Genomic DNA, 12,593 nt, shown 5'->3' on the forward strand with positions numbered 1-12,593 from the left:
AAGCCGTCGCTTGGATCCAGTTAGGCCGTCAGGAAGTCGGTCAGTGTCCAGGCGGCATCCGAGCCGGCGACAAAGCCGCGATAATCGAGCACCGCGAGCCCGGCAGGAGGATAGCCGCCGGGGATGGCCGCCACCATCTGGTCGGCGCCGATCAGCCCTTCCAGCACTTCTTCCATGGTCGGGTTATGGCCGACGAGCATGACCGAGTTGCTGTCCCGCTGTCCGCCAAGAATCGCAAGGTAGGTGCCGAGCGAGCCGTTATAGAGTTCGTCGATAAAGACAGGCTCGATCTCCTCGCTGATCGCGCGGCGGATCGCTTCGGCGGTCTGGCGGCATCGCGTGGCGGTGGAACTGAGAAGGATATCAGGCCTGTAGTTGCGATCGGCAGCCTTGTCGGCAACGATCTCGGCCTGCGCAAAACCCTGATTGTCGAGAGGGCGATCGAAATCGTGCTGTCCCGGCTCCGCCCAGCCGGATTTGGCATGGCGCAGCAGGTAGATGCGGGAAGGAGGAGGAGTGATCGTCGTCATGCCCGGCACCGCTAGTGAGAGGATGGAAGCGATGGGTAGCCTTTCGGCACGAGACTCGTCAACTGCCGCAGATGTTCTGAAATAGCCTGGCCCGGTGCAGCCTCCTGTGGAGAAGAGTTTCGGACATTCAGAATAAAAGCTTAAAAAATAGCCGTTTAGCGGATTTTTATGACAGTTTTAAAAATGCCTTAATACTGAGCGCGAGGCTTGAATCGGGATGGGAGGATAGGATATAGAGCGCCGCATGAGATGTTCTTCAGGAGAATCGCGTTGAGTGAGAAGATCGATCTTAGCAATTATGTGCTCTCTGAAAACGATGAGTTCATGAATGCAAATCAGAAGGCGTATTTCCGGGCAAAGCTTATCGCCTGGAAAAACGATATCCTGAGAGAAGCGCGCGAAACGCTGGGTCACCTGGCAGAAGAGAGCGCCAACCACCCGGATCTCGCCGACCGGGCTTCCTCCGAAACCGACAGAGCTATCGAGCTTCGAGCCCGTGACCGCCAGCGCAAGCTGATTTCCAAAATCGATGCCGCCTTGCAGCGCATCGAAGATGGCACCTACGGTTACTGCGAGGAAACGGGCGAACCGATTGGTCTCAAGCGTCTCGACGCTCGGCCGATCGCCACGCTGTCGATCGAGGCACAGGAACGCCACGAGCGCCGCGAAAAGGTCTATCGGGACGAATAATCCGCCCGATCAGTCGAAAACGAATTCAAGGCACGGTTTTCCGTGCCTTTTTTCTTGGGCGGAAAATTCAATCCTCGCGCCGGCTCACTTGTCGCGGGTGCCGGCTCACTTGTCGCGAGTGACAGACATCTCGCCGAAGATGCGGGCGACTTCCGACTGCAGGCTCGGTTCCGGCGCGGCACCGGTGACCGGCGGGACGCCGGGGTTCCTCGGCTGTATCTGCCGATTCGGCTGGGGGATGACGGCAGTCTCTCGGGCCGCAAGGTTGTTGGCCATTTCCTCTTCGAGAATCCGTTCAAAGTCGCTGCCGAGCTGTTTCGGCTTGTCGGCGGCCGATTGCAGGGCAGGCGGCACGATCGCGGCGCTGACCGGCACGGCGCGCGGCTCGGGTGCTTCCTGGAAGACCCGCCCACGGGCGGCGTCGAGCACGTCGGCCGCATCGTCGAAAGCCGGAACCTGGGCAGGGGCAGGAGCTGGGGCGGGAGGCGGCGGAGGTGCAGCAGCGGCTGCCAGTGCCGCGATCGGCCGCAACTGTTCGGGTTTTACCTCCGGGGCTTGACGGGCCGGCGGTTCGATCCTCGGGGCGGTGGCCGGCTCGGGAGCTGCTGCGTTGTTCACCGGGGCAGGCGATGCAGGCCGCGGCGCCAGTGTACCGCTCATCGGTATCGGTCCGCTAGCGGGAGCCGCCGGTGGAGCGGCACGCGGCGTCTCTCGCGGCGGCACGACGCTTTCCCGGGCCGGCTCGACGCGCGGTTCCGGAGCCGCGGGACGTGGGATCGGGGCAGGGCGTGGTTCGGCAACGGCAGCCGGTCGGGCTTCCATGGCGGCTGTGGCCTGAGCGGGAACCGTCATGTCCATCGGCTGGAACCGGCTGGCCGCTGTCGCCGGCATGGCATGTGCCGCCGTCGATATTCCGCTTTCGATGACGATATCGGTCGGTCCGCCGATCATGATCAGGTGTTCGACCCCGTCGCGGCGGATCAGAACCAGGCGACGCCTTGCATCGACGGCCGCCGCATCCAGGACCTGAAGCCGCGGCTGGCGGTTCTTGCCGCCGCGCACGAAGGGCGAAGGGCCGGAACGGCTGCGGATGAGCCAGAGCACGCCGATCAGGACGAGAAGCCCAACGCCGACGCCGACAACTGCGATCAGGAGGTTACCTCCATAGGCGCCCATCAAGTCATCTAACATCTCTTGCCACTCCTCATATGAACGCCGCGGTAAAAAACGACTTTTTTCCTACCGAAGCAAGCTGCTAACTGTCACTGTCCCGCGCTGAAAAACAGCGTAGAAAAGCAAAGATAGGTCACTCCGCCAAACTGTCCCGGGTTTTGTGGCGAAGCAGAGCTTTTTGCTTAACCTGCAACTTGCTAATAAGGAATCGCGGGATTCCCGATCCCTGAATGTTCATGGCCGCAGCGTCGGTCGAAATGCGAGGAATTGATGACGAAGTTGCAGCAGAGCGGCAACTACGAGGCGCCCCTGGTGGAAAAAGGGACGCGTGGCGGCACCATCATCCGTATCGTTCTCCTGGCGCTCGTTCTCTGTGGCGTGGCCGCCGGATTCGTGCTGTTTCAGCATGCGCTCGACAATGAACTGGTGCTCGGCCTGCTCGGTATTCTCGCCATGGTCGGTATCTTTTTCCTGGTGTCGTCGATCATCGGCCTCGTCGAGGTCATGCCGCAGTCGCGTTCCGACGAGCTGGCCCGCGGTTTCCTCGCCAATCATCCCGACGGCATTCTGATCACCGACGCCAAGGGCCGTATTCTCTACGCCAATGCCGCTTATGGCCGGATGACCGGCGCGACCAAGGCGAGCAACGTGCAGTCGCTCGAAGCGCTTCTGTCCAAGACCCGCGAATCGACCGAGGCGCTTTACAGGTTGACGACGGCTCTGCGCGAAGGCCGGGAAGGCCATGAGGAGTTCCGGCTTCTCCAGCCGATCGGGCGGACGACCGGCAATGGTTCCGGTGCCCACTGGTACCGTCTCAAGGCGCGGCTGCTGACGCCGGCCGACAGCCGCAAGGGCCAGCTCGACATCTGGCAGATCACCGACATCACCTCGGAACGCGACGACCAGGAACGGTTCTTCCGCGAACTGCAGAACGCCATCGACTATCTCGACCACGCGCCCGCCGGGTTCTTCTCCGCCGGCAAGAAGGGCGAAATCTTCTATCTGAACGCCACGCTTGCCGAATGGCTCGGCATCGACCTGACCAAGTTCGTGCCGCGCTCGGTGACAATAGCCGATCTGGTGGCGGGCGAGGGCATGGCGCTGATCCAGTCGGTGCAGGCCGCACCCGGGCTGAAACGCACCGAGACGCTCGACCTCGACCTGCGCCGCGCCAACGGCCAGAGCCTGCCCGTGCGTCTGGTGCACAATGTCAGCGCCACCCGCGATGGCGCGCCGGGCGAAAGCCGGACCATCGTGCTGGCACGGCCAAAGGGCGGCGAGGGCGACCAGTCGGCCTCCGCGATGCGCTTCACGCGCTTCTTCAACAACACGCCGATGGCGATCGCCTCCGTCGATGGCGAGGGCAGGATCCTGCGCATCAATGCGCCGTTCCTCAAACTGTTTGCCGGCGTCGTTTCCCGCGACGACGTGGATGCCGGTATCGAACTCGACCGCATCGTTCACGACAATTCCCGCCAGCATCTGATGCAGGCGATTGCTGCTGCCAAGGACGGGCAGGGCGATATCGCCCCGATTGATTCGCGCCACCCCGGCGACGAGAACCGCTATGTGCGCTTCTATGTGAACGCCGTGATCGACGAGAGCGACGAGGCACCGGAAGAAGCCGCGATCGTCTATGCCGTCGAGACGACCGAGCAGAAGGCGCTCGAAACCCAGATGGCCCAGACCCAGAAGCTCAATGCGGTCGGCACGCTGGCGGGCGGCATCGCCCACGATTTCAACAACGTCCTGACCGCGATCCTTCTGTCCTCCGATCACCTCCTGCTGCAGGCGCGCCCCTCCGACGCGAGCTTTGCCGACCTGATGGAGATCAAACGCAACGCCAACCGCGCCGCCGTGCTGGTGCGCCAGCTGCTCGCCTTCTCGCGCAAGCAGACCATGCGTCCGGCGGTGCTGAACCTCACCGATGTCGTCGGCGACCTGCGCATGCTGGTCGACCGGCTGATCTCCGGCACCAATGTGAAGCTCGAAGTGGACTACGGCCGCGATCTCTGGCCGGTGCGCACCGACCTGTCGCAATTCGAGCAGGTACTGATCAACCTCTGCGTCAACGCGCGCGATGCCATGCCCCAGGGCGGCACGATCCTGATCAAGACCCGCAATGTATCCGCCGAGGATGCCGGTGGTTTCAACCAGGCGGATCTCCCGGCCGAAGATTTCGTGATGGTCGAGGTTTCCGACACCGGCACGGGCATTTCGCCCGAAATCATGGACAAGATTTTCGAACCGTTCTTCACCACCAAGGAAGTGGGCAAGGGCACCGGCCTCGGCCTCTCGATGGTCTACGGCATTGTCAAACAGTCCGGCGGCTATATCTATCCCGAATCGGAGGTCGGACGCGGCACGAGTTTCCGCATGTTCCTCCCACGCCACATTCCCGAAACGCCTGTCATCGTCCAGGACGCTACCGCAACCGGTACGCAGGCGCAGCCCGCCGTTATCGCGCCTGTCGTGTCGACGCCCGCTTCCGACGACCTCGACCTCACCGGAAAGTCGGCGGTGGTCCTGCTCGTCGAGGACGAGGAGGCCGTCCGCCGCGGCGGAAAGCGCATGCTGGAAACCCGTGGCTATACCGTGCACGAGGCGGGTTCCGGCACCGAAGCGCTCGACATCATGGAAGAGCTGCAGGGCAAGGTGGATATCGTCGTCTCCGACGTCGTCATGCCTGAAATGGACGGCCCGACGCTTTTGACCGAGCTGCGCAAGATCTATCCGGACATGAAGTTCATCTTCGTTTCCGGCTATGCCGAGGACGCGTTTGCCCGCAACCTGCCGGCCGATGCCAAGTTCGGCTTCCTGCCGAAGCCCTTCTCGCTGAAGCAGCTTGCCGTTGCGGTCCGGGAAATGCTCGATTCGGAGTGAGAATCGGATTGTCTCTCATAAATTTCAAACGCCGCGATTTCCTCGTCAAATTGCGGCGCAGCTTTGATTTCAAACGGGAATTTTCCACACCTCGGCGGGCGTGAACATCTTGAGAACGAAATCGAAATATCTATTTTGACTCAATCTCTTGAGCGACCCTTGTCAAATGAGAACAAAATAGGTACATCACCTTTATCGGCTGCTTCATTGCGTGCGCGGCGGCAATAACCTAAAGGTGGGACCAGATGGCACAGAATAGTTTGCGGCTCGTAGAGGATAAAGGCGTGGACAAGAGTAAGGCGCTGGAAGCGGCATTGTCGCAGATCGAACGGTCCTTCGGTAAGGGATCGATCATGAAGCTCGGTGCAAACGAGAGCATTGTCGAGATCGAGACGGTTTCCACCGGCTCTCTCAGCCTCGATATCGCGCTCGGCATTGGCGGCCTGCCGAAGGGCCGCATCGTTGAAATCTACGGCCCGGAAAGCTCCGGCAAGACGACGCTTGCATTGCAGACGATCGCCGAAGCCCAGAAGAAGGGCGGCATCTGCGCCTTCGTCGATGCCGAGCATGCGCTCGACCCGGTCTATGCCCGCAAGCTTGGCGTCGATCTCCAGAACCTTCTGATCTCGCAGCCGGATACCGGCGAGCAGGCGCTTGAAATCACCGACACGCTGGTCCGTTCCGGTGCCGTCGATGTGCTCGTTATCGACTCGGTCGCGGCACTGACGCCGCGCGCCGAAATCGAGGGCGAGATGGGCGACAGCCTGCCGGGCCTTCAGGCGCGCCTGATGAGCCAGGCGCTGCGCAAGCTCACCGCTTCGATCTCCAAGTCGAATACGATGGTGATCTTCATCAACCAGATCCGCATGAAGATCGGTGTGATGTTCGGTTCCCCCGAAACCACCACCGGCGGCAATGCCTTGAAATTCTACGCCTCGGTTCGCCTCGACATCCGCCGCATCGGCCAGGTCAAGGAACGCGAGGAAGTGGTCGGCAACCAGACGCGCGTCAAGGTCGTCAAGAACAAGATGGCGCCTCCCTTCAAGCAGGTCGAATTCGACATCATGTATGGCGAGGGCGTTTCCAAGACCGGCGAACTGGTCGATCTCGGCGTCAAGGCCGGCATCGTCGAGAAGTCAGGTGCCTGGTTCTCCTATAACAGCCAGCGCCTCGGCCAGGGCCGCGAGAACGCCAAGACCTTCCTGCGCGACAATCCGGAACTCGCCCGCGAGATCGAGACGTCGCTCCGCCAGAATGCCGGCCTCATCGCCGACCGTTTCCTGCAGAATGGCGGCCCGGACGCTGACGACGGCGACGCGGCTGCAGATATGTAAGCCCTCCCGCCGCACTCGGAGTTTTCTCCGGCTGATTGCTTTTGAACCGGTCGCGCATGGGAAGATGCGCGGCCGGTTTCTCGTTCGGTTAGGCGGTGGGGCGGCTGGACAGTTGGGGGTGTGGGCGATACAAGCCTTTGGTTTTCGAATAATAGGACCGCATCCGGCGGTAAAAAGGGCGTAGCATGAGCGGCGTGAATGAAATCCGGTCGACCTTCCTCGACTATTTCCGAAAGAACGGACACGAGGTCGTCTCCTCCAGTCCGCTGGTGCCGCGCAACGATCCGACGCTGATGTTCACCAATGCCGGCATGGTTCAGTTCAAGAACGTGTTCACCGGTCTTGAAAAACGCCCCTATACGACCGCGACGACGGCTCAGAAATGCGTTCGCGCCGGCGGCAAGCATAACGACCTCGACAATGTCGGCTATACCGCTCGTCACCACACCTTCTTCGAAATGCTCGGCAATTTCTCCTTCGGTGACTATTTCAAGGCGAATGCGATCGAGCTTGCCTGGAACCTGATCACCAAGGAATTCGGCCTTGACGCCAAGCGCCTCCTGGTCACCGTCTACCACACCGACGACGAAGCTTTCGACCTCTGGAAGAAGATCGCCGGTCTTTCGGACGACAGGATCATCCGCATTCCGACCAGCGACAATTTCTGGGCGATGGGCGATACCGGTCCCTGCGGCCCGTGCTCGGAAATCTTCTATGACCATGGCGACCATATCTGGGGCGGCCCTCCCGGTTCGCCGGAAGAGGACGGCGACCGGTTCATCGAGATCTGGAACCTCGTCTTCATGCAGTATGAGCAGGTGACGAAGGAAGAGCGGATCGACCTGCCGCGCCCGTCGATCGACACTGGCATGGGCCTGGAGCGTGTTGCGGCCGTCCTCCAGGGTCAGCACGACAATTACGATATCGACCTGTTCCGCGCGCTGATCTCGGCCTCGGAAGAGGCGACCGGCATCAAGGCGGAAGGCGAACATCGCGGCAGCCACCGCGTCATCGCTGACCATCTGCGCTCCTCCGCCTTCCTGATCGCCGACGGCGTTTTGCCCTCGAACGAAGGCCGCGGTTATGTGCTTCGCCGCATTATGCGCCGCGCCATGCGCCATGCGCAGCTTCTCGGCGCCCGCGATCCGCTGCTCTGGAAACTGCTGCCGGCGCTCATTCAACAGATGGGACGCGCCTATCCGGAACTGGTGCGTGCGGAATCGCTGATTTCGGAAACGCTGAAGCTCGAGGAAAACCGTTTTCGCAAGACGCTGGAGCGCGGCCTTTCGCTGCTGTCGGATGCGACGAACACGCTTCACAAGGGCGACATGCTCGATGGCGAGACCGCCTTCAAGCTCTACGACACCTACGGTTTCCCGCTCGATCTGACGCAGGACGCTTTGCGCGCCCGCGAAATCGGCGTCGATATTTCCGGTTTCACCGACGCCATGCAGCGCCAGAAGGCGGAAGCCCGGTCGCACTGGACCGGTTCTGGCGACAAGGCGACGGAAACGATCTGGTTCGAGCTCAGGGAAAAGCACGGCGCGACCGAGTTCCTCGGCTACGATACTGAAACGGCCGAGGGCGTGGTGCAGGCGATCGTCCGAGACGGCAAGGCTGTCGACAGCGCCTCCGCCGGCGAACAGGTGCAGGTTGTCGTCAACCAGACACCGTTCTACGGCGAATCCGGCGGCCAGATGGGCGATACCGGCCTAATCTCGACTGACAATGGCATGCTGAATGTCTCTGATACCCAGAAGAAGGGCGAGGGCCTGTTCGTCCACATCGCGACCGTCACTGAGGGCACGTTGAAGGTCGGTGATGCGGTGGCGCTGACGGTCGATCACGTCCGTCGCTCGCGCCTGCGTTCCAACCATTCGGCCACCCATCTGCTGCATGAGGCGCTTCGTGAAGTGCTCGGCACCCACGTGGCCCAGAAGGGTTCGCTGGTAGCGCCCGAGCGGCTGCGTTTCGACGTCTCGCATCCGAAGCCGATGTCGGCCGAGGAGCTGCAGAAGGTCGAGGACATGGCAAACGCCATCATCCTCCAGAACGCGCCGGTCACGACCCGGCTGATGAGCGTCGACGACGCGATCGCCGAAGGCGCCATGGCGCTGTTCGGCGAAAAATACGGCGACGAAGTTCGCGTCGTTGCGATGGGCAAGGCGATCGAAGGTCCGAAGGCCGGCAAGCCCTATTCAGTCGAGCTCTGCGGCGGCACGCATGTCAACGCGACCGGCGATATCGGCCTTGTCCGCGTTCTCGGCGAAAGCGCGGTCGGCGCTGGCGTTCGCCGTGTCGAAGCCGTGACGGGCGAGGCTGCACGGGCTTATCTCGCCGAACAGGACGAGCGCGTGAAAACGCTCGCAGGCGCCTTGAAGGTGCAGCCGGCGGAATTGGTTTCGCGCGTCGAAGCGCTGATCGACGAGCGCCGCAAGCTCGAGAAGGAACTGGCGGATGCCAAGCGCCGGCTTGCGATGGGCGGCGGGCAGGGCGGTTCGGCCGGCGATTTCAAAGAGATCGGCGGCATCAGGTTCATGGGCAAGGCGCTCAACGGCATCGATGCCAAGGACCTCAAGGGCCTGGCGGATGAAGGCAAGGCGAGCCTCGGCTCCGGCGTCGTCACCTTGATCGGTGTTTCGGACGACGGCAAGGCAAGCGCCGTGGTTGCGGTGACGCCTGACCTGGTCGACCGCTTCAGCGCCGTGGATCTGGTCCGCATCGCATCCGTGGCGCTTGGCGGCAAGGGCGGCGGCGGCCGTCCGGACATGGCCCAGGCCGGCGGGCCCGATGGGGCCAAGGCGAGCGAGGCGCTCGACGCGGTGGCAGCCGCTCTCGGCGCCTGACGACAAACACCAGAAGCGGGCATAGCCCGCTTTTCGGTTTCAAAGGAAGACCAATGGGCGTGACGGCCAAGATCGACGACGAGCTGGACGAGGTCGAAAACGGCCTCGTGCCGACGCTCTTTAGGGATGCGCCGAGCTCGGTTTCGTTCAACAAGCTGCGCAAGCGCCTGCTCCGGCAGGTGCGGCAGGCCTTCGACGATTTTGGCATGCTGAACGGCCAGAAACGCTGGCTGGTCGGTGTCTCGGGCGGCAAGGATTCCTATTCGCTGCTCGCCATATTGCTCGATCTGCAATGGCGCGGCCTGCTGCCCGTGGAACTCCTTGCCTGCAATCTCGACCAGGGCCAGCCGAACTTCCCGAAGCATATATTGCCGGAATACCTCGCTTCGATCGGCGTGAAGCACCGCATCGAATATCGCGATACCTATTCGATCGTGAAGGAAAAGGTCCCCGAAGGCGCCACCTATTGTTCGCTCTGTTCCAGGCTGCGGCGCGGCAACCTCTACCGGATCGCCCGCGAAGAGGGCTGCGATGCTCTGGTGCTCGGCCATCACCGGGAAGACATACTCGAAACCTTTTTCATGAATTTTTTCCATGGCGGCAGGCTCGCGGGCATGCCGGCAAAGCTCCTGAACGACGAGGGCGACGTGATGGTGCTGAGGCCGCTTGCCTATTGCGCCGAGGACGATCTGGCCAAATTCGCCGCCGCCATGCAGTTCCCGATCATCCCGTGTGATCTCTGCGGCTCGCAGGATGGCCTGCAGCGCAATTCCATGAAGGCGATGCTTGCCGATATCGAGACCCGCATGCCGGGCCGCAAGGATACGATGCTGCGCGCGCTCGCGCACGTGGGCCCGTCGCACCTGCTCGATCCGAAACTCTTCGATTTTTCCGGTCTGCAAGCCATCCAAAGTCTCTGAATTCCTCCCGAACCCAGTCTTCCCGCACCAATCCCCCAAGAGACCACGTCATGACCCTTCCGCTCGACATCACGAAGCTTGCCGATCTTCTGCGCCTTGCCGCCAAGGCGGAAATCCTGCCACGTTTCCGGCGGCTCGGCAGCGGCGACGTACGTTCAAAGAGCGAGCCGTCCGACCTGGTAACCGAGGCCGACGAGGCCGCCGAGCGGATGATCCGCCGGGAACTCGAAGCTTTCGCGCCCGGCGCGCTCTTCGTCGGTGAGGAATCGGTGGCGGCCGATCCGTCGCTGCTCGCCAAGCTCGCCGATGCGGAATTCGCAGTCGTCGTCGATCCGGTCGACGGCACGTTCAATTTCGCCTCCGGCATCCCGGCCTTCGGCGTCATGGCCTCCGTCGTCTGGAAGGGCGAGACGGTCGCCGGGATCATCTACGATCCGATGGGCGACGACTGGGTCATGGCGGAAAGGGGCGCCGGCGCCTTCCTGCGGCGTCCGGACGGCGAAGCGATCCGGCTTTCGGTCGCCGAAACCCGGCCGATCGAAGCCATGATCGGCATGGCATCGCCCGGATATTTCTTCGGCGGCGAGCGGGAGCGGATCCTCGGCAATCTCGCCAAGGTCCGGTTCTTCGCCAATTATCGCTGCTCGGCCCATGAATACCGCACCTTTGCCGGCGGCCACGTGCAGTTCGTGCTCTACAACAAGCTGATGCCCTGGGACCATCTGGCCGGCACGCTGATCGGCACGGAGGCTGGCGGTTATGTGGCGCGCTTCGATGGCTCTCCTTACATGCCGCACCATGTCGATGGCGGGTTGCTGCTCGCCACCGACAAGGAAAGCTGGCAGATGCTGCGCAACGAGATCATCGGCCACTGAAATAGCGGCCATCAAAAGAAAAAGGCCGGATTGCTCCGGCCTTTTTCGTTGGGGGATGTAGGTCAGATCTTCGGATTATGCGGCTGGAAGAGTTTTCCCTTTTCGCCGATCAGCACGAAGATCAGTCCGATGATCGAGACGGTGAAGAAGCCTGCGACCAGGGGCAGTGCCGTACCGTCGAAGGCCTGGCCGATCGCGACGCCAATCAGCGCGCCACCGACCGTGCTCATGAAGCCGAGTACGGCGGACGCCGTTCCGGCGACATGGCCAAGCGGTTCCATGGCGAGCGAATTGAAGTTCGAGCCGATCCAGCCGAACTGGAACATGGCGAGCCCGAAAAACACGATGAAGATCACGAGCGGCATGGGTTGAGGCCCGAAGATCTGCACGAGCATCCAAACGAGCGTGATGCCGATAAAGCCAAACAGCGAGCCGTGCGAAAGGCGCCGCATGCCGAAACGCCCAACAAACTTGGCGTTCAGGAAGGATGCGGCAGACATGAACACCGCCACGCAGGCAAAGACCACCGGAAACCAGACGCCGACGTCATAGATTCCGACATAAATCTGTTGGGCCGAATTGATGAAGCCGAACAGGGCGCCGAAGATGAATGTGCTGGCAATCGTGTAGCAGAGGGCGAGGCGATTGGTCAGAACCATCTGGAAGGCGTGCAGGATCGAGGAAATGGTGAAGGGACGCACATCGGCCGGATCGAGTGTTTCCGGAAGGCGCGAATACATCCAGAAGCCGATGCCGAGCGCGGCGATTGCCATGAACACGAAAATCAGGTGCCAGTTGCCGAATAGCATGATCACCTGGCCCGTCGCCGGCGCGATGACCGGCACAACCATGAAGACCATCATGATCAGCGACATGACTTCCGCCATGGCGCGACCACCGTACACGTCGCGCACGATCGAGATGGAAATCACCCGTGTTGCGGCCGCTCCGGCACCCTGGATGAAGCGAAGGGCCAGCAGCGCTCCGAACGATGGCGCGACGACGGCGCCGACCGCGCAGACGAAATAGAGGCCGAGGCCGAAGAGCATCGGGTTCCTGCGACCGAAACGGTCGGAGATCGATCCGTAGATGATCTGCGCGGCGCCGAGGCCGAAGAGATAGGCGGAAACGACATATTGCCGATGGTTCTCGTTGACGACGCCGAGCGAGGCGCCGATCTCCTGCAGGCCAGGGAGCATGATGTCGATGGCGAGCGAATTGATGGCCATCAGCATCGCCATCATCGCGATGAATTCGACCCGGCCCATGCCGCGCAGGCGGTCCGGGGCCGTTTGTGAAGGATTGGTCACAGCAGCTTCCTAAAAACAACGTGAAAGGCGCC

9 protein-coding genes are annotated in these 12,593 nt (G+C 61.9%); 6 read left to right on the plus strand and 3 right to left on the minus strand.

What is annotated here, in order from left to right:
* Positions 1-20 precede the first annotated feature (20 nt).
* Positions 21-530 (minus strand): SixA phosphatase family protein, encoded by a 510-nt coding sequence (locus ACSQ3G_RS08045; RefSeq protein WP_105425947.1) that lies wholly within the window; start codon positions 528-530, stop codon positions 21-23.
* Positions 531-800: 270 nt separating this feature from the next.
* On the opposite strand from ACSQ3G_RS08045, the gene dksA reads away from it, so the two are divergent.
* Positions 801-1,220, plus strand: coding sequence for an RNA polymerase-binding protein DksA (gene dksA, locus ACSQ3G_RS08050; RefSeq protein ID WP_007771163.1), 420 nt, complete (start codon positions 801-803; stop codon positions 1,218-1,220).
* Positions 1,221-1,325: 105 nt separating this feature from the next.
* Here the strand turns inward: dksA and ACSQ3G_RS08055 are convergent, their stop codons facing one another.
* Positions 1,326-2,411: a flagellar biosynthetic protein FliO gene (locus ACSQ3G_RS08055; protein WP_436109627.1), complete on the minus strand. Its 1,086-nt coding sequence runs from the start codon at positions 2,409-2,411 to the stop codon at positions 1,326-1,328.
* A gap of 252 nt (positions 2,412-2,663) precedes the next feature.
* On the opposite strand from ACSQ3G_RS08055, the gene cckA reads away from it, so the two are divergent.
* The 5 genes from cckA to ACSQ3G_RS08080 all read left to right on the plus strand — a co-directional run bounded on the left by cckA (position 2,664) and on the right by ACSQ3G_RS08080 (position 11,251).
* Entirely contained in the window at positions 2,664-5,276 is a 2,613-nt protein-coding gene (gene cckA / locus ACSQ3G_RS08060) for a cell cycle histidine kinase CckA (RefSeq protein ID WP_105401350.1), read from the plus strand.
* A gap of 245 nt (positions 5,277-5,521) precedes the next feature.
* Positions 5,522-6,610, plus strand: a complete 1,089-nt coding sequence (gene recA, locus ACSQ3G_RS08065; protein ID WP_038542844.1) for a recombinase RecA — start codon at positions 5,522-5,524, stop codon at positions 6,608-6,610.
* 185 nt (positions 6,611-6,795) lie between these two features.
* Positions 6,796-9,456 (plus strand): alanine--tRNA ligase, encoded by a 2,661-nt coding sequence (gene alaS, locus ACSQ3G_RS08070; protein ID WP_436109628.1) that lies wholly within the window; start codon positions 6,796-6,798, stop codon positions 9,454-9,456.
* Between the two features lie 53 nt (positions 9,457-9,509).
* Complete coding sequence (ttcA, locus tag ACSQ3G_RS08075; protein ID WP_436109629.1) at positions 9,510-10,376, plus strand: tRNA 2-thiocytidine(32) synthetase TtcA; 867 nt, start codon at positions 9,510-9,512, stop codon at positions 10,374-10,376.
* A gap of 50 nt (positions 10,377-10,426) precedes the next feature.
* Positions 10,427-11,251: an inositol monophosphatase family protein gene (locus tag ACSQ3G_RS08080; RefSeq protein ID WP_436109630.1), complete on the plus strand. Its 825-nt coding sequence runs from the start codon at positions 10,427-10,429 to the stop codon at positions 11,249-11,251.
* Between the two features lie 62 nt (positions 11,252-11,313).
* Here ACSQ3G_RS08080 and ACSQ3G_RS08085 read toward each other — a convergent pair whose 3' ends face one another.
* Positions 11,314-12,561, minus strand: coding sequence for a multidrug effflux MFS transporter (locus ACSQ3G_RS08085; RefSeq protein WP_371412669.1), 1,248 nt, complete (start codon positions 12,559-12,561; stop codon positions 11,314-11,316).
* Positions 12,562-12,593: the final 32 nt, after the last annotated feature.

The sequence above is a fragment of the Neorhizobium tomejilense genome (assembly GCF_964254135.1).
Taxonomy (GTDB): domain Bacteria; phylum Pseudomonadota; class Alphaproteobacteria; order Rhizobiales; family Rhizobiaceae; genus Neorhizobium; species Neorhizobium tomejilense.